Genomic DNA, 22,117 nt, shown 5'->3' with positions numbered 1-22,117 from the left:
TAGGTGACGCTTATAAACCTGTGAGACTCCTGGGGGTGCTGTTGTCGCAGCACGCTTCACAACAAATCCCCCCTCACCCCCCGCAGTTGCGCAATCTGTGAAGGGCAATCGTGTCCATATCTCGCCGTACCGCACGTTCCGTGCGCATCCTCGGTGTTGCATCCGCCTCGGCCGCGCTCGCGCTCGGTGTCGCGGGCAACGCACTCGCCTGCAACATCCGTGACTTCTCGGCCGTCGCCTCCTGCGACGACAACGGGAAGGGCATCATCACCGTGACCGACACCGACTCCTCGGGCAAGGACGCAGAGGTCTCGGTCTACCTCGAGTCGAACGGCGCCGACGAGAAGCTGGTCGGCACCAAGACGGTCACCGGCACCCGCGAGGGCGCCACCGTGACGTTCTCGGAGGACTGGTCCCCGAAGGCCGTGTACCGCGTGCACATCAAGGCCGGGAACATCGTCGACGAGGACATCTCCCCGAATCTGACCGCGCCCTCCGAGGCCTGCAAGTCCACGGAGACGCCGTCGCCTTCGGAGACCCCCAAGCCGTCGGAGACCCCCGCTCCCTCGGAGACGCCTTCGGACGAGGCGACCCCGTCGGCCTCCGAGAGCACCACCGCTCCCGCGACGACCGGGGACAACTCCCCCTCGCCCGCGACCGGTGACTCCAACCTCGCCGAGACCGGTGCGAACTCCAACACCGGCATGATCGCCGGTATCGCCGGCGCGCTCGTCGTGGTCGGCGGCGGAGCGGTCTTCTTCGGCATGCGCCGTCGCGCCTCGAAGGCCGGCTGACGCACCACCGTACGCAGGTGTGGCCCGTCCCCTTCCCGGGGGCGGGCCACACGCGTGTCCGCGGGCCGCACGCAGCATGCGGGCCTTCTCCGGGGCGGCCGGCGGCGCAGGAGCGGTTTCATGTCCGAGCGGTGGCGCGGGGCGCGCCCTACGCGCCGCCCGGCCCCCCGAGCACGGCGATCTCGGCGGCGTCGAACGCCACTCCGACCACGTCACCGGGCGCCGGAGCGTCGCGCAGCGCGCACGCCGCCTCCAGCCGCGGCGCGCCATCCGGTTGCAGCTGTACGGCGACATGGGTGCCCCGGAAAGTGCGTGCGGCGACGGTGCAGCGCAGCCCGTCGGCCCGGTCCACGAGCCGTACGCCCGCGGGCCGCACGAGGAGCGTGCCGGCCCCCTGCCGGGAGCCCTGCGGCACCGGCAGCTTGCCCCACGGCGTGTCCGCGGCCTCGCCGCTCACCGTCGCCTCGACGACGTTGTCGAAGCCGAGGAAGCGGGCCACGAAGGCGTCCGCGGGGCGCTGCCAGACCTCCAGCGGCGTACCGGACTGGGCGATGCGGCCGTCCCGCATCACCACGACCCGGTCGGCGAGCGCGAAGGCCTCGCCCTGGTCGTGCGTGACGGCCAGCACCGTCGTGCCCAACTCACCGAAGAGCTGGCGCAGTTCGACGACGAGACGCTCGCGCAGGGATCGGTCCAGCTGGCCGAGGGGCTCGTCCAGCATCAGCAGACGAGGGCGCGGGGCGAGTGCGCGGGCCAGCGCGACCCGCTGCTGCTCACCGCCGGACAGCTCCCCGACGGGCCTGGACGCGGCCCCCGGAAGGCCGACGAGCTCCAGCAACTCCCGTACGCGTGAGGCCTGTTCGCCCCTCGGTGCGCCGTGCATCCGCAGCCCGAAGGCGACGTTGCCGCCCACGTCCCGCTGCGGGAACAGCTGGTGGTCCTGGAACATCAGGCCCACGCCCCGCTTGTGCGCGGGGACACCGCCCAGGTCCCGGCCGTCCAGGCACACCCGCCCGGCGTCCAGCGCCTGAAGTCCCGCGACGACCCGGAGCAGTGTCGACTTGCCGCTGCCGCTCGGCCCGAGCACGCTGACGATCTCGTGCTCCGCCACGTCGAGACCGATGGCGTCGAGCGCGGCCCGCGCGCCGAAGCGCACGGTCGCGCCTGCGAGTTCGAGCATGGTCAGAACTCCCCCGTCCGGTCCGTCCGTACCCGCTCCAGGAGCAGCAGCGCCACCGCACACACCACCATCAAGATCGTCGAAAGGGCCATCGCCTGGCCGTAGTTGAGGTCGCCCGCCCGCCCGAGCAGACGCGCCACGGCGACCGGCAGCGTCGGGTTGTCGGGCCGCGCGATGAACACGGTCGCCCCGAACTCGCCGAGCGACACGGCGAAGGCGAACCCGGCCGCGATCAGCAGCGCCCGCCGCACCATCGGCAGGTCGACCTCGCGCCACACCCGCCAGGGCGAGGCGCCGAGCACGGCCGCCGCCTCGCGCAGCCGTCCGTCCACCGCCCGCAGCACGGGCAGCATCGTCCGCACCACGAAGGGGACCCCGACCAGCGCCTGCGCGAGCGGCACCAGGATCCAGCTGCTCCGCAGGTCCAACGGCGGTTCGTCGAGTGCGACGAGGAATCCGAAACCGACGGTCACGGCGGAGACGCCGAGCGGCAGCATGAGCAGCGCGTCGAAGCCCCGCACGAGACGGCCCGCGTCACGGCGGGTGAGAGCGGCGGCCGCCAGTCCGCCGATCACGACGGCGATCGCGGTGGCGGCGAGGGCGTACTCCAGCGAGGTACCGATCGCCGTGACCGGCGCGACGAGAAAGGCACCTCCGTCGTCGGAGGCCAGCGCCCTGTAGTAGGCGAAGCCATGGCCGCCCGGCGTGTCGAGCGAGCGCTGGACGAGCACGCCGAGCGGGAGCACGAGCAGGACGGCGACGCTCGCGAGTACTCCCCCGAGCAACGCCCACTGGCCCGCACCCCGCGGCCGGCGCGCGGTCGTCTCCGGGGCCACCAGGCGCAGCGCGGTCTCCCGGCGCCGCACCGTCCCGGCGTGCACGGCGAGGATCGCGCCCACCGCCGCGAACTGGATGAGCGTCAGCACCGCCGCGGTGGCGAGGTCGAAGATCTGCGAGGTCTGCCGGTAGATCTCGACCTCGAGGGTGGAGAAGGTGGGGCCGCCGAGGATCTGCACCACGCCGAAGGAGGTGAAGGTGAAGAGGAACACCATGAGCGCGGCGGCGGCCACGGCCGGGCTCAGCGCCGGAAGCGTCACCTTGCGCCAGGCCGCGAACCGCGAGGCGCCGAGCATCCGGGCGGCCTCCTCCTGGCGGGGGTCGAGCTGCGACCACAGCCCGCCTACGGTCCGTACGACGACCGCGTAGTTGAAGAAGACGTGCGCGAGCAGAATCGCCCAGACGGTGGTGTCGAGCCGCACGCCCCACAGCTCGTCGAGCAGGCCGCCTCGGCCGACCAGCGCCAGGAACGCCGTGCCGACGACGACGGTCGGCAGCACGAAGGGCACCGTCACCACGGCTCTGAGGACCTGCTTGCCCCTGAAATCGAAGCGCGCGAACACATACGCGCCGGGCAGCGCGATCAGCAGCGTGAGCGCCGTCGAGGCGAGCGCCTGCCAGGTGGTGAACCAGAGCACGTGCCGGATGTCGGACTGTGTGAGCACGTCCGCGATCCGCCCCGACCGCCACTGCCCGTCGGTCTTCAGGCCGCGGGCCACGATCGCGGCGACGGGGTAGGCGAAGAAGACGGCGAAGAACGCGACGGGCACGGCCATGAGGCCGAGCCGGGCCGCGTTCGCCCGCCCGCCGGCTCCACGCCGTCGGCCGCGTCCCTCGCCTCCGAAGCCGCCGCCGCGCCGCCCGCTCCCGGTCTCCCGGGGCGTCGGCGCCTTGGCCACGGCTTCGGACGCGTCGGCTACTTCAGTACGAGCGAGGTCCACGACTTGACCCACTGGTCACGGTTGGCGGCGATCCTGGCGGGCGCCATGGTCTCGGGGTTCTTGGCCTGCGGGCCGTACTGGTCGAACTCCGCGGGCACCTGGGCGGCTTCCCGCACCGGGTAGACGAACATGTTCAGCGGCATGTCGTCCTGGAACTCCTTGGTGAGCATGAAGTCGATGAGCGCCTTGCCGCCCTTGGCGTTCCCGGCGTTGCTCAGCAGCCCCGCGTACTCGACCTGGCGGAAGCAGGTGCCGGTGGCGACCCCGGTGGGCGCCGTCTTCGGCTTCGGGCTGGCGTAGATCACCTCGGCGGGCGGGGACGAGGCGTACGAGACGACCAGCGGCCGGTCCCCCTTGGCCTTCTTGCCGCCGGCGGACCCGGAGAACTCCTCGTCGTAGGCCTGCTCCCAGCCGTCGACGACCTTCACGCCGTTGGCCTTGAGCTTCTTCCAGTAGTCCTGCCAGCCTCCCCCGTTCGAGCCGGAGGTGCCCCCGTCGCCGTACTTCGCGGCGGTGCCCAGCAGGAAGCCGAGGCCGGGCGAGGAGGTGGACGCGTTCTCGGTGACGAGGAGGTTCTTGTACTCGGGCTTGATCAGGTCGTCGAAGGACTGCGGGGGCGTCAGCTTGTGCTCGCTGAAGTAGGCCTTGTCGTAGTTGACGCAGATGTCGCCCGAGTCGACGGGTGTGGCCCGGTGCTTGTCCTGATCGACGCGGTACTGCGGAAGCACCAGGTCCGAGCCCTTCGCCTCGTACGGCTGGAAGAGCCCGTTGTCGAGTGCGCGGGAGAGCAGGGTGTTGTCGACGCCGAAGAAGACGTCGCCCTGCGGGTTGTCCTTGGTGAGGATCGCCTTGTTCACGGCCTGCCCGGCGTCACCGTCCTTGAGGACCCTGACCTTGTAGCCGGACTGCTTCTCGAAGTCCTTGAGCACGCTCTTCGACACGGCCCACGAGTCGTGGCTGACGAGCGTGACGGTCTTCGGGTCCGCCGAGCCGCCGCCCGACGACCCGCACGCGGACAGCGTGGCCAGGCCGAGGCCTACGGCCACGGCTGCGAACTTCTTGGTGGTGCTCACTGATTTCCTCCTGGGTGACCAGGAAGAGACGCGGCCCTGCCCGGGACCTCTGACAGTTCCCGGGCAGGGCGCAACAGCTTGAGTGATGACCGAACTTCCTACCCAGAATGACCTGGGCAAGGTTCAGAGGGTCTGCGGTCTGTCCCGCACTCTCAGCGCTGTGGCGCTCCCCTGTCGGAATATGAAGATGTACGTACAGGCCTCAGCGTACCGTCTGGCCCCTGCGGGCCCGGCGCGCGGTGACCGCAGGGCCGACGCCCGGCCTCCGGGCGTGGCGCGGCTGCCGGTGCGGTACCCGGCAGCGCGGCGCGCCCGCCGCCCCGGATCGCGGCGCGCTCCGCGGCGCGGATCGTGGTGCGCCCGCCGGCCCGGATCGTGGTGCGTCCGCCGGCCCGGCGCACCCGGTGGCCGGGCCGGTGTCGTGCCGGAGGTCTAGCGCTCGGTGGCCGCGAGCTGTCCGCACGCCCCGTCGATCTCCTGACCGCGGGTGTCCCGGACGGTCACCGGCACGCCGTGGGCGGCGATCGCCTCGACGAACGCCTTCTCGTCCTCGGGCCGCGAGGCGGTCCACTTCGATCCCGGGGTCGGGTTCAGCGGGATGAGGTTGACGTGCACCGGCTTGCCCTTGAGCAGCCGCCCGAGCCGGTCACCGCGCCATGCCTGGTCGTTGATGTCGCGGATGAGGGCGTACTCGATGGACAGACGGCGCCCGGACTTGGCCGCGTACTCCCATCCGGCGTCCAGCACCTCGCGCACCTTCCACCGCGTGTTGACGGGCACGAGCGTGTCGCGCAGCTCGTCGTCGGGTGCGTGCAGCGAGATGGCCAGCCGGCACTTGAAGCCCTCGTCGGCGAAGCGGTGGATGGCGGGGACCAGCCCCACCGTCGACACGGTGATGCCGCGCTGCGAAAGTCCGAGCCCGTCCGGCTCGGGGTCCGTGAGGGCACGGATCGCTCCGACCACCCGCTTGTAGTTGGCGAGCGGCTCGCCCATGCCCATGAAGACGATGTTGCTCAGCCGCGCCGGACCGCCGGGGATCTCGCCGTCCCTGAGGGCGCGCATGCCGTCCACGATCTGGTGCACGATCTCGCCGGTCGACAGGTTCCGGTCGAGGCCGGCCTGGCCGGTCGCGCAGAACGGGCAGTTCATCCCGCAGCCGGCCTGGGAGCTGATGCACATGGTCACCCGGTCCGGGTACCGCATCAGCACGGACTCGACGAGCGTGCCGTCGAAGAGCCGCCACAGGGTCTTACGGGTGGTGTCCTGGTCGGTGGACAGGTGCCGCACGACGGTCATCAGCTCAGGAAGCAGCGCCTCCTGGAGCTTGTCGCGCGACGCGGCCGGGATGTCCGTCCACTCCGCGGGGTCGTGCGCGAACCGCGCGAAGTAGTGCTGCGAGAGCTGCTTGGCGCGAAACGGCTTCTCGCCGATCGCGGCGACAGCCTCTTTGCGCTCGGCGGGCGTGAGATCGGCAAGGTGCCGCGGCGGCTTCTTGGCTCCGCGCGGGGCGACGAAAGTGAGTTCTCCGGGCTTAGGCATGGCGCTACCAGTGTCGCAGATCGTTTGGGGCCGCCCAGGTCAGATGGCCGAGGGGCCCGTCACCCTCCGCCATCCCCTGTCACCGTTGGTCAACCTTGCACGGCCCAGAGACGGCCCCGCGCCCGCCACCTGCACTCAAAGATCAATGCGCTGTCTCACCACATCGTCGGCAGGCTCTCCGTGGCGCAGCACGACGTGCGCCGGCCGAAACGGAAGCGCACGCAAGCCAGGCTCCATGAGCCGGTACAGGGATTCCGCATCAGGTCCGTAGGCGAAGATCACAACCTCGCCGCCGCCGAACTCGTTGCCATCGACTTCACCGACACGGGCGGCTTCGACCGCGGCCCCTGTCGACCGCTCGGCTTCAAAGACCAGCGCCCGCTGGTCAGACTCGCCGAACCCGTCGCCACCCAGGCGGAACCGAGCTATCACGGCGTGCTCCGGGGGTGTCTCCGGCGAGTGAAAGAGTGTGTCCTGCATGGCAGCACGCTCCCACCCGGCTCTGACAGTCATCCCCTGCCCCAGCATCCGAGCATCCGAGCATGCGGCTCTCAGGCGGTGACATCCGCCTCGTAGCTAGGCCTCCCTGCGCCCCCTGGAGCCATGCGCGGCCGTGGCCTCCGGCAACCGAGACGCCGACGTGCGGGTTCTCAGGCTGTTCGCGACATTCCCCGTGGCTCCCCGCCGGTCGCCGCTCGATCGGGCACAGCGGTTCACTGCCCTCACGTTGTGATCGAAGTCTCACGCTACTCCGGGACGCGCATCATGCGGTGGGCGGCATGACGGACTCGCCGCTCGGTGCAGCGTGCGCGGAGCGGGCCGAAGGCGGGAGCGTAGTGCGCAGCGATGCCGGGGCTTGATGAGGTGGGGATGTTCGCGCTGCGATGAGGCCCCCGCCGTCGTGGCCCCGCACGTGAGGGCCGTTGCCGTGCAGGGGATCGAGGCGCCGGATCGCGAAGACTTCGGCCATGCGCTCGCTGGCCTCCTCGGGCGTGAGGCGGGCGACCGCGGTCCATTCGCTGGACGTGGCTGTGCTCGCGTGCTGACAGGCCGGCGGCCTACGGGCCGAGGTACGTGCTCGGTGAGAGCCACGTCGGACGGGGCAGGCCGAAGTGCTCCTCGAGCATCAACTCGGCCTGGGTGAGCGCGCCGTAGACCCATCCCTGTCCGGTCGACCAGGCATCTCCGCAGACGTACAGGTTGGCGTCGGGGAGCGGGTGGCGCATGCGCGGCATGATCTCCCAACTCTTCGCCCCCACCTGCCAGAAGTGGAAGGCCGCTCCGTACGGGTCCTGCACCCAGTCCTGGAAGTAGGCCGACGTCGGATCGGGGATACGGGCGTCGGGGCCGTGCAGCTCGCGCAACTGCCGCTGCGCCTCATCGACCAGCGTCCCCGGCGCTGAAGCGTCCATCGGCCGTGGCGGCCGGGTCACCGCCACCGGAGCGAGGCGGTGCGGCCGCGTCAGCAGCTCGTTCCAGAACTCCACGTCGCTGAGGTCGTTGTAGGAGGCCAGCAGCAGGGCATTGCGGTCGGCCGGGTCGGCCCCGGGCTGCTTCCCCTCGACGCCCCAGTAGTAGGTCTGGCGCAGCGGCAGATCGGTCACCGAGCGGCCGGCGCGCAGGCCGAGATCCTCCCACCACGGCCGGTCGTAACCGAGGAAGAGCTTGGAGGCGGGCCTCGGGACGATCGAGCCGAGGTCGGACAGGAACCGGTCGCTGGTGAAGAGGAAGGTGTCCGGGTCCAGCAGCTCGATCGAGCGCTGAGGCATCGCCAGAACGACGTGGCGCGCCCGGACCGTGAGCGGCCGGCCCGTGGGCCAGACGGAGAGAGCAAGGGTCAGCACGTCCTCGCCGTGGACGGTCTCCCGGTCGATCCGGCGCACCTGGTGGTGGAGGTGGACGGTCCCACCTTCCGCCTCGAACCGCCGGACGAGTTCCTCGGGCACTGTCTGGTAGCCGTTGCGCAGCAGCAGGTACTGGGGTGCCGGGGAGCCGACGAAGTCGGCCACCGACGCCTCCATGGCCTCGATGCTGTTGACGTTGGCCACAACCGATCCGTAGCCGAAGCCGTCCCGGAGGAACGACCACCCCTCCTGCCCGACCGCGTCGAGCAGCAGGTTCCAGAACCCGATGTCGTAGAGGTGCCGGCCGTCGGCCGACGCCGTCGGCTTGATCTTGTCCCACGCCTTTTGGTTCATCCCGGCGGCGCCGGGGACGAAACGCTCGATGACCGACACGAGCGCGTCGTCCGGCGACTTGCCCCGGATCGCGGCCGGCAGGTCGTAGGGCACGACCGTCGGATCGTTCCACTGGGCCTGGGTGAAGCGGTGCCGGCGCAGGTAGACGAGGTTCTGCGGCTCGTCGACCGGGAAGGGATCCGTCGGCAACCCGAGATGGTCCACGAGGTCGGCCACGACCGGCTGGTTGTCGAGGTAGCGCATCCCGCCCAGCTCGGCGTGCAGATGCGGCATACCGGGCGGCGTCACCGAGAAGAGGCGGCCGCCGACGCGCTCGCTGCCCTCGAACAGGTGCACCCTGAGGGGACCGCGGCCACTCCGCCGAAGCTTCTTGAGCGCGCTGCTGCGCTCGGCTTCCGGGCCGAGCAGACGCCAGGCGGCGTACGCCCCGGACACCCCGGCGCCGATGACCGCGACGTCGACGATGTCGGCCTCGCCGGCCTCCTTGCCCCGCGGACGCGCCCGTGCCGGCGTCCCCAGTGCTCCGTCGACGATGGCAGCGGCGCCGACGGCCCCGGTCCCCTTGAACACATCGCGGCGCGTCAGTTCGCCCATCTCCGGCCCTCTCAGCATGGATGTTTTCGGTAGGTAACTGTCCGTGATCGCGCCATAACCTACCAATCCAGGCATTTTTGAGGCGCTAGCGAGCGACGACGGGCGAGTCGCGGGGATGCGACCCCCGGGGCGAGGAGTGTCCCCGGCGCGATGCGGTCATAGAATCGAACATGTGCACGATGACCTGCCGCCCGACCTGCCGAGGCTCCGCACGCTGGAGACGTGGCTGATCCTCTCGCTCACCCGGGTACAGCGACGCATCGCCGACATCGAGCGGCGCGAGGTGGAGCGGGACCGCGGCCGGCAGGCACGGCCACCGGTGCCCGACTGGCTGCTCGAAGTGGGCATCGGCAGCGAGAAGCCGCCGGTCGCGGTGCACGTGGGCGGCTGCCACATGGCCGGCAAGCGCGTACGCGGCATCCCGCGCGACCAGGCGCTGCGGGCCCTCACCGAAGGGGTCGACGCCTGCTCGCACTGCCGGCCGGACAGCGAGCTCGGGGTCCTCGACTGAGCCGGGCCGGCACCGCCGCGCCCCGCGGCGGCGCGGGGCCGACCGCGGGCGTCACGGGGCGCACGACCTCGGGGAATGCCCCGGCTCTACGATCCCGCGTATGACCAAGTTCATCGTCACGGTGTGCCTGCCACCGACCAAGCCGCGGAAGCTTCCGGAGGCGATAGCCGCCGCCATGGCGCCCTACGACATCAACCTCACCGACGAGTGGAATCCGGTCGGCGAGTGGGACCGGTGGACCATTCGCTCCGATGCGAGCACCCCGTACCTCGTCCTGCCGGCCCACGACGGCGACCGCAGGCTCGTCACGGCCTCCACCGTCCCCCGCAGGAAGGCGGACCTCGATCCCCTCGGGCCGCTGGAGTGCTCCGGCGGGCCACGGGGGATGCTCGACTTCGACGCGATGCGGCGACGGTCGGCGCACAGGTACGACGCACTGCTCGCCGCCTGGGACGAACTGACCGCGCAGCACCCCGAGGCCCAGCCGCTGTCCCACTTCGTCGCCCGTCACGACTCCGACCCCGACGACTACTCCCGTGAGGACGCCAAGAGGGATCATCTGGCCCAGCCGCTGGTGCAGGAAGTGGCACAGCGGGCCGTCGCCGGCGATCCGCACTTCGACATGTCGTTCCTGCTGAACGATCCGATCGCGTACTTCGCGCAGGAGCACGAGGAGGCTCGGCGGTCGGCGGTCCAGTGCGCCGTGCCCGGCTTCGCCCTGCTCGCCCTCGACGGCACATGGTCGGACGGGCGGAGCGACGGCTACTGGGAGCGGGCCAACGCGTACCTCGACGACCTGCGTGCCGAGGCTGTCGTCGTCGATCTGCTCTGCCACTGCTGACGGCGGCGGGCCCTCACGCGCGGCCGCCGGATCGCGGCGGCCGTGGCGGACGGCCACCCCACCGATCGCTGCGGCCGGGACGGGCGGCCGCAGCGGCGAGCACCGTGGCCGTGGCATACGCCCACCCCACCGATCGCGACTGCCGGGGTGGACGGCCGCCGCGTCGGACGCTCACCTCTCAACGGCCTGGGCCGGTCGGGAGGCGGGCCGTCACGGCGGGTTGGCCGCGAAACGGCAGGCACCGTTCGCGGCACCGCCCGGCACGCCCTCAGCGGTCAGGGCGCTCACACAGCCCTTGAGGTCGTTGTGCACGCCTTGGGTGCACGCCGCCGTGACGGCGTCCGAGACCTGGACGCCCGCCTGCTGGACCATCTTCGTGCAGGCCGGGATGTCCGCGTGGGCGGCGGGGGTGGCGAAGGCCACGCCGCCGAGTACGAGGGGCAGACCGATGAGGACACCGGCGATACGGGCCGACATGCGCATGGGGACACCTGCTCTTCGGGATCGGGGCTCGTGCGTGCTCGGCGCCGAGCACCGGACGCGGCCGGCGTACGGCCGTGGCCCCGGGCCCCCGCACCCGTCGGCTCGGCGGAGCGCCCTTCTCCTTCCGACGCTAGATCAGTCGCCCCGCACCCGCACCCGCACTCCGGCCCGGCGACGGCACGCCCCAGCAGAGTGGCGGCGCACAACTCGGCACGGCGGCCGCACACGGCTCGGCACGGAAAGGGCCCGCCGTTCCGTGGAACGGCGGGCCCTCACCCTCAAAACAGCAGGCCGGTGACGGATACGGAGGTCAGCCGGAGCCCACGAAGATCACCAGGAGCAGCCAGACCACCGGAGCCGTCGGCAGCAGGGAGTCCAGCCGGTCCATGATGCCGCCGTGCCCCGGCAGCAGCGTGCCCATGTCCTTGATGCCCAGGTCCCGCTTGATCATGGACTCGCCGAGGTCGCCGAGCGTGGCGCTGACCGCGACCGCGAGGCCGAGGACCAGACCCTGCCACCAACTGCCGCCGTCGATCAGGAACTGCATGCACAGCGCGCCGGCCGCCATCGCGAAGGTGACCGCTCCGAACAGGCCCTCACGGGTCTTTCCGGGGCTGATGCGCGGCGCCAGCTTGTTCTTGCCGAAGCGCCAGCCGATCGCGTACGCGCCCGTGTCGCTGACGACCGTCAGGAGCAGGAACGTCAGGACGCGGCGCGGCCCGTCGTCGGCGGTCAGCATCATGGCCACGAACGTCGCCAGGAACGGCACGTAGAAGGCCGCGAAGACCCCCGCCGTGACGTCCTTCAGATAGCCCTCGGGCGGCTCCGTCATCCGCCAGACCAGGACGGCCAGCGCGGTGAGCGCCATCGCCACCCAGGCACCCTCGGCGCCGCGGACGTAACCGGCGACGACCATGGCCGCCCCGCCGAGCGCCAGCGGGACGAGCGGCGCCTTGATGCCCTTGCGCTCCTCGAGCCGCGAGGTGAGCTCCCACAGCCCCACCACCACGGCGACCGCCACCACGCCGACGAACACGGCCTTGACGATGAACAACGACGCGACGATCACGACGCCGAGCCCGACGCCCACGCCTATGGCCGCGCCCAGGTCGCGTCCCGCACTCTTCTTCTGTGGTGCGGGGGCGGGCTGGGGGGCGGCGCTGGGCATGGGCTCCTGCGGGCTCTGCGGGTGATGCGACGGCTCCCCGAGGGGCACCGTCGACGATGGGTCGTCGCGGAACAGGGGGCCACTCAGCCGAGCGGCCCCCGGGTCGTCATCCTGGTCTCCGCCGTGTGCGGGTTCGTCGGGCACGATGGGCATGGGGCGAGTCTGCTGCGCGTCATGCGCATCGTACGTGGGACCCGCCGGACCTGCCCCCTGGACAGGCCCCTGCTCGGACGGCCCCCAGTACCCGGCTTGTGGCGGCGCCCCCCAGGAAGAGTCGTTCATCAGACCTCGAGCAGCTCCGCTTCCTTGTGCTTCAGGAGCTCGTCCACCTGTGCCACGTACTTCGCGGTGGTGTCGTCGAGCTCCTTCTCCGCACGACGGCCCTCGTCCTCGCCGACCTCGCCGTCCTTGATCAGCTTGTCGATGGCGTCCTTGGCCTTGCGGCGCACGGAACGGATCGAGACCTTGGCGTCCTCGCCCTTGGTCTTGGCGACCTTGATGTAGTCCTTGCGGCGCTCCTCGGTCAGCTCGGGGAACACCACCCGGATGATGCTGCCGTCGTTGCTGGGGTTGACGCCCAGGTCGGAGTCGCGGATCGCCTGCTCGATGTTGCGCAGCGCGCTCTTGTCGAACGGGGTCACCACGGCCATGCGCGGCTCGGGCACCGCGAACGAGGCCAGCTGGTTGATCGGCGTCAGTGCGCCGTAGTAGTCGGCCACGATCTTGTTGAACATCGCCGGGTGCGCACGGCCGGTGCGGATCGCGGCGAAGTCCTCCTTGGCGACCACGACGGCCTTCTCCATCTTCTCCTCGGCTTCGAGGAGGGTCTCTTCGATCACCACTTGCTCCTGCGTGTCTTGAGTAGGCCCGGCAGCTGTTTCCTCGTCGGGTCGGCGGCCGGCTGCGTCGCGTCTTATTCCTGCACGGTTCCGGACCGGCAGGACATTGTCCATCCCCCGGTCAGGGTCCGTCCCCGTCCCGGGGTCGGTTCCCCGTCCGGGACGGTCCCCGTCAGGCCCGGCCGCTCTGGTCGCCCACGAGTGTGCCGATCTTCTCACCCTTGACGGCCCGCGCGATATTGCCCTCGGCCAGGAGCTCGAAGACCAGGATGGGCAGCTTGTTGTCCCGGCACAGCGTGATGGCCGTCATGTCGGCGACCTTGAGGTCACGGGTGATGACCTCGCCGTAGCTGAGCGAGTCGAACTTGACTGCCTCGGGGTTGGTCTTGGGGTCGGAGTCGTAGACCCCGTCCACACCGTTCTTGCCCATCAGCAGCGCCTCGGCGTCGATCTCCAGGGCGCGCTGTGCGGCGGTGGTGTCGGTGGAGAAGTACGGCATGCCCATACCGGCGCCGAAGATGACGACGCGGCCCTTCTCCAGGTGGCGCACGGCGCGCAGCGGGATGTACGGCTCGGCGACCTGCCCCATGGTGATGGCGGTCTGCACGCGGCTGTCGATGCCCTCCTTCTCCAGGAAGTCCTGGAGGGCGAGGCAGTTCATGACGGTGCCGAGCATGCCCATGTAGTCGGAGCGGGCCCGGTCCATGCCGCGCTGCTGGAGTTCGGCGCCGCGGAAGAAGTTGCCGCCGCCGATGACGACGGCGATCTGGGCACCGCCGCGCACGACGGCCGCGATCTCGCGGGCGATCTTGTGCACCACGTCGGGGTCGACGCCCAGCCCGCCGCCACCGGCGAACGCCTCACCGGAAAGCTTCAGCAGAAAGCGTCCCGCGCCTTTGCCGTCGTCGGTCTTCTCGCCCTTGTCGGCCTGGGTGGTGGTCATGGAGATCTCGCCTCTTTTACGTGTCGCACATACGAAGAAGGCCATTGCCGGTGGGGTGTCGTTCGCATCCCATGCTCGGCAATGGCCTCCTCGTCAGATCTGCTGTCGTCCGGCACGCACGCGTGGGTGCCGGCGTACCGGGACGACTGCTGTCGACCCTATAGGGGTCGCGCGTCGATCGCGGTACGGACTCAGATGCCGACCTTGATGCGCGAGAAGCGCTTCAGGGCGACACCGGCCTCGTCCAGGATCTGCTGGACGGACTTCTTCTGGTCCAGCGCGTAGGGCTGGCCCAGCAGGGTGGCCTCCTTGAAGAAGCCGTTGACGCGACCCTCGACGATCTTCGGGAGGGCGGCCTCGGGCTTGCCCTCGGCGCGGGTGGTCTCCTCGGCGACGCGACGCTCGGTCTCGACGACCTCGGCCGGGACGTCCTCACGGGAGAGGTACTTCGGCGCGAAGGCGGCGATGTGCTGCGCGATGCCCTTGGCGAGGTCGGCGTCGGCCTTGTCCAGCTCGACCAGGACACCGATCTGCGGGGGCAGGTCGGGCATGGTGCGGTGCATGTACGACGCGACGTAGGCGCCGGAGAACTGGGCGAAGCGGTCCAGGACGATCTTCTCGCCCAGGTTGGCGTTGGCCTCGTCGACGAACGCCTGAACCGTCTTGCCGGACTCGATCTCGGAGCCGAGGAGCGCGTCGAGGTCGGCCGGGGAGGTCGCGGCGACGTGCTGCGCGATCTGGTTGGCGACGGCCTGGAACTTCTCGCCCTTGGCGACGAAGTCCGTCTCGCACTTCAGCTCGACCAGGACACCGGAGGTGTTGTCGTCAGCGATGATGGAGACCACAGCGCCGTTCTCGGCGGAGCGGCCCTCGCGCTTGGCGACGCCCTTCTGGCCCTTGATGCGCAGCGCCTCGACGGCCTTGTCGACGTTGCCGTCGGCCTCGTCCAGGGCCTTCTTGCAGTCCATCATGCCGGCGCCGGTGAGCTCACGGAGCTTCTTGACGTCAGCGGCGGTGTAGTTCGCCATGATTCCTGGAATCTCTCTCGGAGTCTGAAGATCTACGGGGTGAACGGCGGGGGCTTCGTGGGCCCCCGCCGTTCACAAACCCGAAGGGGTGAGGGGTCAGGCCTGCTCGGCGTCCGCGGCCGGAGCCTCGGCGGCGGGGGCCTCGACAGCCTCGGCCTCGGCGGCCGGAGCGTCGGCCTGCTCGGCGTCGGCGACCTTCTCCGTCTCGGCGGAGGTCTGGACCTCGGCCTCGTCGGCCTTCTTCTCGCCCTCGAGCAGGTCGCGCTCCCACGCGGCGAGCGGCTCGCCCGCGGCCTTGTCACCCTCGGCCTTGCCGGCACCGGAGCGGGCGATGAGGCCCTCGGCGACGGCGTCGGCGATCACGCGGGTGAGCAGGGTGACGGAGCGGATCGCGTCGTCGTTGCCCGGGATCTTGTAGTCGACCTCGTCGGGGTCACAGTTGGTGTCGAGGATGGCGACGACCGGGATGTTGAGCTTCCGGGCCTCGCCGACCGCGATGTGCTCCTTCTTGGTGTCCACGATCCAGACGGCGCTGGGCACCTTCTGCATCTCGCGGATACCACCGAGGGTCTTCTCCAGCTTGGCCTTCTCGCGCGAGAGCACGAGAAGCTCCTTCTTGGTGAGACCGGAAGCGGCGACGTCCTCGAAGTCGATCTGCTCGAGCTCCTTGAGGCGCTGCAGACGCTTGTAGACGGTGGAGAAGTTGGTGAGCATGCCGCCCAGCCAGCGCTGGTTGACGTAAGGCATGCCGACGCGGGTGGCCTGCTCGGCGATGGCCTCCTGCGCCTGCTTCTTCGTGCCGACGAACATGACCGTGCCGCCGTGGGCGACGGTCTCCTTGACGAACTCGTAGGCGCGGTCGATGTACGACAGCGACTGGAGCAGGTCGATGATGTAGATGCCGTTGCGCTCGGTGAAGATGAAGCGCTTCATCTTCGGGTTCCAGCGACGGGTCTGGTGACCGAAGTGGACGCCGCTCTCCAGCAGCTCCCGCATCGTGACGACGGCCATGGCCGTTCTCCTTGGTGTTCTCGGTTGTGCCGCGTGTGCCGGACGGCACACGCGCCTGACGCCCGCGATGCGCCTTGCCACGAGGGACCGAGAGGCGCTGACACCGGTCGCTGACGACCAGGTGTCGGGGCGTGCGAAGTCGACCCGGTGACCCGGATCGCCATCAGAAGTGTACGGGACCCGAGAGGCGCCGGGTGACGCCGCTGTCCACAACCGGCCGGTACTCCACAGATCCCGGCCGTGTTCGGCCCGTTGCGGGACGGTGGCGGCATGCGAGCGAAACGATGTGTGCGTACGTGGCTCGGGCTGTTGCTGGGCCTGGTGGCGACCGTCCTGGGCGCAGCGGGCCCGTCGGCCCCCGCCCGGGCGAACGGCCCCGCGCCCCCGGCATCGGCAGCGGCAGCGGCAGCGGCTCCGGCCGTGTCCCCTGCCTCGGACTCGGACTCGGACTCGGGCTCGGGCTCGGCCTCGGACTCGGATCCGGGGGACGCTTCTGCCGCCGACCCGGTGCCGAAGCTCGGGCGCGCCTGGCCCGTGGGCACGCGCCCTCCGGTCGTACGGGGCTGGGAGCCGCCGGCGACGGCGTACTCCCGGGGCCATCGCGGCGTGGACCTCGGGGCAGCCCCGGGTGCGCCGGTCCGTGCCGTCGCCGCGGGCCGGGTGTCCTTCGCGGGCCGGGTCGCCGGCCGTGGTGTCGTCTCGGTCGAACTGCCGGACACGGGCACCCCACCGCTGCGGACGACGTACGAGCCGGTGCTGGCGTCCGTGCGCAAGGGCGACGAGGTCGCGGCGGGTGACCTGCTCGGCACTGTCGAAGGCGACGGCTCGCACTGTGCCAGGTCGTGTCTGCACTGGGGACTGCTGAGAGGCAGTACGTATCTGGACCCGCTGTCGCTGCTCCCGCCCTGGCTGCTGCGCGCGGGCCCGTCGCGCCTGCTGCCGGTGGCGGGGGTGCCGCGGACACCCGCCACGTGAGGGAGACAGGTCCCGGACGTGAGGGAGACGGGTCCCGGCATCGGGTCCGCGCGCCCCGGGCCCCGGCGTCGCATCCGCGCGCCACAGGTCCCGACCTCACCTCCGCGCACACAGGTCCCGGCGTCGCCTCGCGTGCCGGGAAGCGCCGGACTCAGCCCCGCACGCCCCGCAGAACCATGGAAACGGCCGCGTCGGTGATGGCGTCGGGTTCCTCCGCGGCGCCCAGCTCGATACGACGCACGGCGGCGTCGACCACGCCCTGGAGGAGCATCGCGGCCAGCCGTGGTTCCGCGTGTCCCATGTCGCCGAGCGCCTCGACGATCATCGCGACCAGGCCGCCGTGAGCTGCGCGGATCTTCTCCCGCGCTCCGGCGTCGAGTTCGCTCGCGGAGATGGCGACCACGGCGCGGTGCCGCCGGTCGCCGACCAGCGCGAGCTGCCGGCGGACGTACGCCTCGACCTTGTCCTCAGGGGCGTCCGCCCGCTCCATCGCGGCGGAGACCTCGGCCGCCCAGACGGGGAAGTCGACCTCGCACAGTTCCTCGACGACGGCCGCGCGGGAGCGGAAGTACTCGTAGACGGACGATCTCGCGAGTCCCGTGCGTTCGGCGAGGGCAGGGAAGGTCAGCGCCTCCGTCCCGCCCTCGGACAGCAGGGACCGCGCCGCGTCCAGCAAGGCGGCTCGCTGCATCGACCGGTGCTCGGCCACGGAGGCCGCTCGAATCCTTGGCACGTCAACCACTGTACGGACGGAGCGCCCCGGACGGCAGCCACTCCGCCGACCCGGCGGTGGTGGCGGGGCCCCGACACGGGCGGGGCAGGGACGATTCGGCGTGCTGCCGCCACCCGTCAGCGGCCGAAACTCGCCAGCTTCGCCCGCAGCTGGAGCACCGACTTGGTGTGGATCTGGCTCACTCTGCTCTCGGTGACCCCGAGCACGTTGCCGATCTCCGCGAGTGTGAGTCCTTCGTAGTAGTAGAGCGTGACCACGGTCTTCTCCCGGTCGGGCAGCGTGTTGATGGCCCGCGCGAGGAATCTGCGCAGCTCTCGGTCCTCGGCCACCTCGACCGGGTTGTCGGCCGCTGTGTCCTCCAGCGTGTCCATCAGACTCAGGCGTTCACCGCCTTCGCCGCCGACGTGCAGCAACTCCTCCAGGGCCACCACGTTCGCCAGGGACAACTGGCTGAACACCGCGTGCAGTTCCTCCACCGCGATGCCCATCTCGGAGGCCACCTCGCCCTCCGACGGGGTGCGGCGCAGGCGTGCCTCCAGCGTCGCGTAGGCCCGCTCCACATTGCGGGCCTTCTGCCGCACCGAGCGCGGGATCCAGTCCAGCGCCCGCAGCTCGTCGATCATCGCGCCCCGGATCCGGGTGATCGCGTACGTCTCGAACTTGATCTCCCGCTCGATGTCGAACTTCTCGATCGCGTCGATCAGCCCGAACACCCCCGACGAGACGAAGTCCGCCTGTTCGACATTGGCCGGCAGTCCGACGCTCACCCGTCCCGCGACGTACTTCACCAGCGGTGAGTAGTGCAGGATCAACTGCTCCCGCAGCCGGTCGTCACCCGTCGCCTTGTAGGACCGCCACAACTCGTCGAGTGTCGCGGGAGCGGGCGGGCGCACGCTCCCGCCGTCGCGAGCGGCTGGCGGGATCGCCGCCCGGTCGGACCCGGAGGTGTGCTGGGGCATTCGTCGCCTTGTGCCGTTCTGCCGTGAACTGGGGCTGCCTGAGTGACCTGTCGGTCTGGTGTCGAGAATTGTCTGTCTGAGCCGGAATCCTCGTGAGCGTAGCGTGACTGAGGAGTCGCAGTGCGCGAAGAAGGGGGGATCACCCTCACGCGGAGTCACTTGACGTGACCTGCCTCCGCGTGACGGTGGTCGCCCTGCGTGACTGTCGGGAGACGCCAACTGCGGGAAATCCCAAGGCTGTCGGCGTTAGCCCGGACGGCCGAACACGCTCCGTCAGCAGCCTCGGCGATCTTCATGGACGGGGATCATCGCCTGGCGTGTCAACTTCCAGCCGTCGCCGTGTCGTTCGACGAAACCAAGTGCTCGGAGTTCGTACAGCCTCCCGACCGCGTCGTCCGGCGTGGTCGCCGCGCCCCGGGCGATCTCCTCCGCTCCGGCCCGGCCGCGCGCCGGCAGCGCGGCCAGCACGCGTCCGGCGCCCGGGTCCAGCAGATCTCGTGGCAGCACGGGCCCGCGCCGGTCCGGGGCCAGCTCGCCGATGTCACCCACCAGCTCCACGACGTCCGCGGCGTCGGAGACGAGGACCGCGTCGCCGCGCAGCAGTTCGTGCACTCCGGCCGACAGTCCGCTCGTGGCCGGGCCCGGCACCCCCATGGTGAACCGCCCGAGGCGCTGCGCCGCACGGGCCGTGACCAGCGCGCCGCTGCGATACGCCGCCTCGACGACCACCGTGCCCCGGGTGAGCGCGGCGATGACACGGTTGCGCAGGAGGAATCTGCTCTGTGTCGGATGGTCGCCGGGTGGCAACTCCCCCACCACGAGGCCCTGTTCCGCGATTCTCGTGATCAGGGTGGCGTGTCCGCTCGGGTAGGGCCGATCGACGCCGCAGGCCAGCACGGCGACCGTGGCTCCGCCCGCCCCGAGCGCTCCCCGGTGCGCGGCGCCGTCCACGCCGTACGCGCCGCCGGAGACCACCACCCATCCCCGCTCCGCGAGGCCCGCGCCGAGGCAGGCGGCCATGTGGGCGCCGTACTCGGTGCAGGCCCGGGCGCCGACGAGGGCGACGGAGCGCAGCGCCCACATCCGCAGACTGGGGCTCCCGCGCACCCACAGGCCCGTGGGCCGGGCATCGCCCAGGTCGTCGAGCTGCGCGGGCCATTCGGGCTCGCCGGGGCAGACGTACCTCACCCCGGCGGCCCGCGCCTGGGCCAGGTCCTGCTCGGGGCGGACCCGCCCGGCCCGTCCCCGCAGCCCCGCCCAGCGCTTCCCGGTCACCCCCGGCAGCGGTCTGCCCCCTTCGACCAGCCGCCGGGCCACCTCCACGGGCCCGAACTCGCGCAGCCATCGTCCGCCCACCTCGTCGCCCGGTTCGATGATGCGGGCGAGGGCGACGCGGGCCATACGTGCCTCGTCACTCATGTCGGCGAGCCGATCGTCATCGGCACCCCTCGCGGGACGCCGGTGCGCAACTGGAGCGCCAGGGCGACGTCACCGGCGTCGGGCCGGTCGTGCCCCGACAGGTCCGCGACGGTCCAGGCGACGCGGAGCACACGGTCCAGGCCGCGCGCGGTCAGCAGGCCGCGCTCCAGTCCGCGCTCCGCCTCGTCCATCGCCCCGGGCAGCGCCTGCCAGCGGCTGCGCAGCTCGCGTCCGGGCATTTCGGCGTTGGTGTGCCACGGCGTGCCGGACAGACGGCCGGCGGCCCGGTCGCGGGCGGCTCGCACCCGGTCGGCCACCGTGCGCGTCGACTCGCCCCGCGCGCCGAGCGCTGTCAGCTCCGAGCGGGTGACCGGCTCGACCTCGACCCGCAGGTCGACCCGGTCGAGCAGGGGGCCGGAGAGCCGGGACTGGTAGCGGCGGATGGCTGAGGGAGGGCATTCGCAGCAGTCGTTCGTCACGCTGAAGCGCCCGCACGGGCAGGGGTTGGCCGCCAGCACCATCAGGAACTTCGCCGGGAACCGCACGACTCCGGCGCTGCGCGCGATCACGACGTGCCCCGCTTCCAGGGGCTGGCGGAGGGCGTCGAGGACGAAACCGCTGAACTCGGGTGCCTCGTCGAGGAAGAGCACGCCGCGATGCGACAGCGACACGGCGCCGGGGCGTGCCAGGCCCCTGCCGCCGCCGACGAGCGACTGCATCGTCGCCGAGTGGTGCGGTGCGCAGTAGGGCGGGACGTCCACCATGGGTTTGCCCGGCGGCAGCAGGCCCGCGACCGAGTGGATCGCCGTCACCTCCAGGGATTCCTGCCGGTTCAGGGCCGGCAGGAGGGACGGCATGCGCTCGGCGAGCATGGTCTTGCCCGCGCCGGGTGGTCCCTGCAGGAAGACGTGGTGTCCGCCCGCCGCGGCCACCTCCATCGCGGTGCGCGCCGACAGCTGGCCGACGACGTCCGCGAGATCGTGCCCCTGGTCCTGGTCGGGGAGGGTGGTGCCGCACAGACCGGTGGCCTCTCCCGTGCCGGGCACGCGCAGTCCGGCCAGCAGCGGGTCGGGGCGGCCCTGCTCGTCCGGGTCCTCCTCGGGCATCGGTTCGTCGGTGAGGGCCGCGATCAGCTGGCGCAGGCTGCGGACCCCGAGCACCGAGACCCCTGGGACGAGCGCGGCCTCGGCGGCGGCGCACTCCGGCACCACCACCTGCTCGTATCCCGCGTCCGCCGCCGCCAGGACGGCGGGCAGGACACCGCGCACCGGCCGGACCCGGCCGTCCAGGCCCAGTTCGCCGATCATCACGATGTCGGCGAGCACCCGTGGGTCGATCCGTTCGGCGGCGCCGAGCACCGCGCAGGCGACGGCGACGTCGAAGCCCGATCCGGCCTTGGGGACGGACGCCGGGCTCAGGCCGACCGTGAGTTTCTTCTGCGGCCAGTCGGCGCCCGAGTTGACCACCGCCGCCCTCACCCGGTCGCGGCTCTCCGTGAGGCTCTTGTCGGGGAGGCCGACCAGGGTGAAGGCCGCGACGCCGGGCTCCAGGTCGGCCTGGACCTCGACCACGACGCCCTCGACACCGACCAGTGCCACCGCACACGTACGCGCGAATCCCATCAGGCCACCCCCCGCGCGTGCTCGACGACGGGCGCGCCGCGGCCGGGCAGGACGACGCCGATCAGATCGATGCGGACGCCGCCGGGGGGCGCCCCTCCGTGTTCCTGGACCCAGCGTTCGGCGAGGCCTCGCAGGCGCTGGGCCTTGGCCGGTGTGACGGCCGCCATCGGGTGCTCGAAGGAGCCCGCCTTGCGGGTCTTGACCTCGCAGATCACCAGCGCGTCGCCGTCACGGGCCACGATGTCGATCTCTCCGGTCCTGCCGCAGCGCCAGTTGCGCGCCAGGACCGTCATGCCGGCCTCGGTCAGCCGGCGGGCGGCGAGGTCCTCTCCGTACCTGCCGAGTGCGTTGCGTGCCTGGGACGAGTTCATGTCGGCACCACCTCCGGCGCCAACACTGCGGCCGTCCCGCCCCGCTTGTGGATCTTGG

General features: G+C 71.2%; 21 protein-coding genes and 1 pseudogene. 4 read left to right on the top strand and 18 right to left on the bottom strand.

Features of this window, described 5'->3' with window-relative positions; all coding sequences use genetic code 11:
* The first annotated feature begins 110 nt into the window (after positions 1-110).
* Positions 111-794 (top strand): LAETG motif-containing sortase-dependent surface protein, encoded by a 684-nt coding sequence (locus BKI49_RS27390; RefSeq protein WP_179332595.1) that lies wholly within the window; start codon positions 111-113, stop codon positions 792-794.
* A gap of 148 nt (positions 795-942) precedes the next feature.
* Here BKI49_RS27390 and BKI49_RS27385 read toward each other — a convergent pair whose 3' ends face one another.
* The 7 genes and pseudogenes from BKI49_RS27385 to BKI49_RS27355 all read right to left on the bottom strand — a co-directional run bounded on the left by BKI49_RS27385 (position 943) and on the right by BKI49_RS27355 (position 9,174).
* Positions 943-1,974, bottom strand: a complete 1,032-nt coding sequence (locus tag BKI49_RS27385; RefSeq protein ID WP_095936932.1) for an ABC transporter ATP-binding protein — start codon at positions 1,972-1,974, stop codon at positions 943-945.
* 2 nt (positions 1,975-1,976) lie between these two features.
* The gene (locus BKI49_RS27380) at positions 1,977-3,587 is read right to left on the bottom strand and encodes an ABC transporter permease (RefSeq protein ID WP_095936966.1); all 1,611 of its coding nucleotides are present in this window, start codon (positions 3,585-3,587) and stop codon (positions 1,977-1,979) included.
* Positions 3,588-3,727: 140 nt separating this feature from the next.
* A complete protein-coding gene (locus BKI49_RS27375; RefSeq protein WP_095936931.1) occupies positions 3,728-4,825 on the bottom strand; it encodes a thiamine ABC transporter substrate-binding protein in 1,098 nt (365 codons plus the stop codon).
* 432 nt (positions 4,826-5,257) lie between these two features.
* On the bottom strand, positions 5,258-6,364 hold the full coding sequence (rlmN, locus tag BKI49_RS27370) for a dual-specificity RNA methyltransferase RlmN (RefSeq protein ID WP_095936930.1): 1,107 nt from the start codon (positions 6,362-6,364) through the stop codon (positions 5,258-5,260).
* 135 nt (positions 6,365-6,499) lie between these two features.
* Positions 6,500-6,844 carry a hypothetical protein gene (locus tag BKI49_RS27365; RefSeq protein ID WP_257004973.1) on the bottom strand — a complete coding sequence of 115 codons (345 nt, stop codon included), beginning with the start codon at positions 6,842-6,844 and terminating at the stop codon, positions 6,500-6,502.
* A 397-nt stretch (positions 6,845-7,241) separates the two neighbouring features.
* Positions 7,242-7,391: pseudogene (locus BKI49_RS36025) on the bottom strand (NUDIX hydrolase); the annotation flags it as partial.
* Positions 7,392-7,422: 31 nt separating this feature from the next.
* The gene (locus BKI49_RS27355) at positions 7,423-9,174 is read right to left on the bottom strand and encodes a flavin monoamine oxidase family protein (RefSeq protein WP_179332594.1); all 1,752 of its coding nucleotides are present in this window, start codon (positions 9,172-9,174) and stop codon (positions 7,423-7,425) included.
* Between the two features lie 154 nt (positions 9,175-9,328).
* On the opposite strand from BKI49_RS27355, the gene BKI49_RS27350 reads away from it, so the two are divergent.
* A complete protein-coding gene (locus BKI49_RS27350) occupies positions 9,329-9,667 on the top strand; it encodes a DUF6233 domain-containing protein (RefSeq protein ID WP_095936928.1) in 339 nt (112 codons plus the stop codon).
* A 100-nt stretch (positions 9,668-9,767) separates the two neighbouring features.
* The gene (locus BKI49_RS27345; RefSeq protein WP_095936927.1) at positions 9,768-10,508 is read left to right on the top strand and encodes a hypothetical protein; all 741 of its coding nucleotides are present in this window, start codon (positions 9,768-9,770) and stop codon (positions 10,506-10,508) included.
* A 210-nt stretch (positions 10,509-10,718) separates the two neighbouring features.
* Here BKI49_RS27345 and BKI49_RS27340 read toward each other — a convergent pair whose 3' ends face one another.
* From BKI49_RS27340 to rpsB, 6 genes are all read right to left on the bottom strand, one after another.
* Positions 10,719-10,991: a hypothetical protein gene (locus tag BKI49_RS27340; protein WP_095936926.1), complete on the bottom strand. Its 273-nt coding sequence runs from the start codon at positions 10,989-10,991 to the stop codon at positions 10,719-10,721.
* Positions 10,992-11,301: 310 nt separating this feature from the next.
* On the bottom strand, positions 11,302-12,441 hold the full coding sequence (locus BKI49_RS27335; protein ID WP_095936925.1) for a phosphatidate cytidylyltransferase: 1,140 nt from the start codon (positions 12,439-12,441) through the stop codon (positions 11,302-11,304).
* Positions 12,441-12,998 (bottom strand): ribosome recycling factor, encoded by a 558-nt coding sequence (frr, locus tag BKI49_RS27330; protein WP_028802465.1) that lies wholly within the window; start codon positions 12,996-12,998, stop codon positions 12,441-12,443. The genes BKI49_RS27335 and frr overlap by 1 nt, the downstream gene beginning before the upstream one ends.
* A 172-nt stretch (positions 12,999-13,170) precedes the next feature.
* On the bottom strand, positions 13,171-13,941 hold the full coding sequence (pyrH, locus tag BKI49_RS27325) for a UMP kinase (protein ID WP_095936924.1): 771 nt from the start codon (positions 13,939-13,941) through the stop codon (positions 13,171-13,173).
* Between the two features lie 191 nt (positions 13,942-14,132).
* On the bottom strand, positions 14,133-14,969 hold the full coding sequence (tsf, locus tag BKI49_RS27320; protein WP_095936923.1) for a translation elongation factor Ts: 837 nt from the start codon (positions 14,967-14,969) through the stop codon (positions 14,133-14,135).
* A gap of 96 nt (positions 14,970-15,065) precedes the next feature.
* A complete protein-coding gene (gene rpsB, locus BKI49_RS27315) occupies positions 15,066-15,980 on the bottom strand; it encodes a 30S ribosomal protein S2 (protein WP_028802462.1) in 915 nt (304 codons plus the stop codon).
* A 270-nt stretch (positions 15,981-16,250) separates the two neighbouring features.
* Between rpsB and BKI49_RS27310 the strand changes: the two genes are divergently transcribed.
* A complete protein-coding gene (locus tag BKI49_RS27310) occupies positions 16,251-16,955 on the top strand; it encodes a murein hydrolase activator EnvC family protein (RefSeq protein WP_095936922.1) in 705 nt (234 codons plus the stop codon).
* A 151-nt stretch (positions 16,956-17,106) separates the two neighbouring features.
* On the opposite strand, the gene BKI49_RS27305 is transcribed toward BKI49_RS27310, so the two are convergent.
* The 5 genes from BKI49_RS27305 to BKI49_RS27285 all read right to left on the bottom strand — a co-directional run bounded on the left by BKI49_RS27305 (position 17,107) and on the right by BKI49_RS27285 (position 22,059).
* Positions 17,107-17,664, bottom strand: coding sequence for a TetR/AcrR family transcriptional regulator (locus BKI49_RS27305; RefSeq protein WP_095936921.1), 558 nt, complete (start codon positions 17,662-17,664; stop codon positions 17,107-17,109).
* 140 nt (positions 17,665-17,804) lie between these two features.
* Positions 17,805-18,647: an RNA polymerase sigma factor WhiG gene (gene whiG / locus BKI49_RS27300; RefSeq protein WP_028802460.1), complete on the bottom strand. Its 843-nt coding sequence runs from the start codon at positions 18,645-18,647 to the stop codon at positions 17,805-17,807.
* 273 nt (positions 18,648-18,920) lie between these two features.
* Positions 18,921-20,066: a DNA-processing protein DprA gene (dprA, locus tag BKI49_RS27295; protein ID WP_095936920.1), complete on the bottom strand. Its 1,146-nt coding sequence runs from the start codon at positions 20,064-20,066 to the stop codon at positions 18,921-18,923.
* Complete coding sequence (locus BKI49_RS27290) at positions 20,063-21,688, bottom strand: YifB family Mg chelatase-like AAA ATPase (protein ID WP_095936919.1); 1,626 nt, start codon at positions 21,686-21,688, stop codon at positions 20,063-20,065. The genes dprA and BKI49_RS27290 overlap by 4 nt, the downstream gene beginning before the upstream one ends.
* Positions 21,688-22,059, bottom strand: a complete 372-nt coding sequence (locus BKI49_RS27285; RefSeq protein WP_095936918.1) for a YraN family protein — start codon at positions 22,057-22,059, stop codon at positions 21,688-21,690. Before BKI49_RS27285 ends, BKI49_RS27290 begins: the two co-directional genes overlap by 1 nt.
* Between the last annotated feature and the right edge of the window lie 58 nt (positions 22,060-22,117).

The organism is Streptomyces sp. Tue6028, from assembly GCF_002300165.1.
Taxonomy (GTDB): domain Bacteria; phylum Actinomycetota; class Actinomycetes; order Streptomycetales; family Streptomycetaceae; genus Streptomyces; species Streptomyces siamensis.
The sequence above is the reverse complement of the archived record's forward strand: the minus strand, read 5'-3'. Positions and strand labels throughout refer to the sequence as shown.

Excerpts from the sequence above, each read along its gene's own strand:
- pyrH (WP_095936924.1), bottom strand. The coding sequence starts at position 13,941 with ATGACCACCACCCAGGCCGACAAGGGCGAGAAGACCGACGACGGCAAA.
- rlmN (WP_095936930.1), bottom strand. The coding sequence starts at position 6,364 with ATGCCTAAGCCCGGAGAACTCACTTTCGTCGCCCCGCGCGGAGCCAAG.
- BKI49_RS27365 (WP_257004973.1), bottom strand. The coding sequence starts at position 6,844 with ATGCAGGACACACTCTTTCACTCGCCGGAGACACCCCCGGAGCACGCC.
- dprA (WP_095936920.1), bottom strand. The coding sequence starts at position 20,066 with ATGAGTGACGAGGCACGTATGGCCCGCGTCGCCCTCGCCCGCATCATC.
- BKI49_RS27310 (WP_095936922.1), top strand. The coding sequence starts at position 16,251 with ATGCGAGCGAAACGATGTGTGCGTACGTGGCTCGGGCTGTTGCTGGGC.
- whiG (WP_028802460.1), bottom strand. The coding sequence starts at position 18,647 with ATGCCCCAGCACACCTCCGGGTCCGACCGGGCGGCGATCCCGCCAGCC.
- BKI49_RS27285 (WP_095936918.1), bottom strand. The coding sequence starts at position 22,059 with ATGAACTCGTCCCAGGCACGCAACGCACTCGGCAGGTACGGAGAGGAC.
- rpsB (WP_028802462.1), bottom strand. The coding sequence starts at position 15,980 with ATGGCCGTCGTCACGATGCGGGAGCTGCTGGAGAGCGGCGTCCACTTC.
- BKI49_RS27340 (WP_095936926.1), bottom strand. The coding sequence starts at position 10,991 with ATGCGCATGTCGGCCCGTATCGCCGGTGTCCTCATCGGTCTGCCCCTC.
- BKI49_RS27385 (WP_095936932.1), bottom strand. The coding sequence starts at position 1,974 with ATGCTCGAACTCGCAGGCGCGACCGTGCGCTTCGGCGCGCGGGCCGCG.
- BKI49_RS27345 (WP_095936927.1), top strand. The coding sequence starts at position 9,768 with ATGACCAAGTTCATCGTCACGGTGTGCCTGCCACCGACCAAGCCGCGG.
- BKI49_RS27290 (WP_095936919.1), bottom strand. The coding sequence starts at position 21,688 with ATGGGATTCGCGCGTACGTGTGCGGTGGCACTGGTCGGTGTCGAGGGC.
- BKI49_RS27380 (WP_095936966.1), bottom strand. The coding sequence starts at position 3,587 with ATGGCCGTGCCCGTCGCGTTCTTCGCCGTCTTCTTCGCCTACCCCGTC.
- BKI49_RS27355 (WP_179332594.1), bottom strand. The coding sequence starts at position 9,174 with ATGCTGAGAGGGCCGGAGATGGGCGAACTGACGCGCCGCGATGTGTTC.
- BKI49_RS27335 (WP_095936925.1), bottom strand. The coding sequence starts at position 12,441 with ATGAACGACTCTTCCTGGGGGGCGCCGCCACAAGCCGGGTACTGGGGG.
- tsf (WP_095936923.1), bottom strand. The coding sequence starts at position 14,969 with ATGGCGAACTACACCGCCGCTGACGTCAAGAAGCTCCGTGAGCTCACC.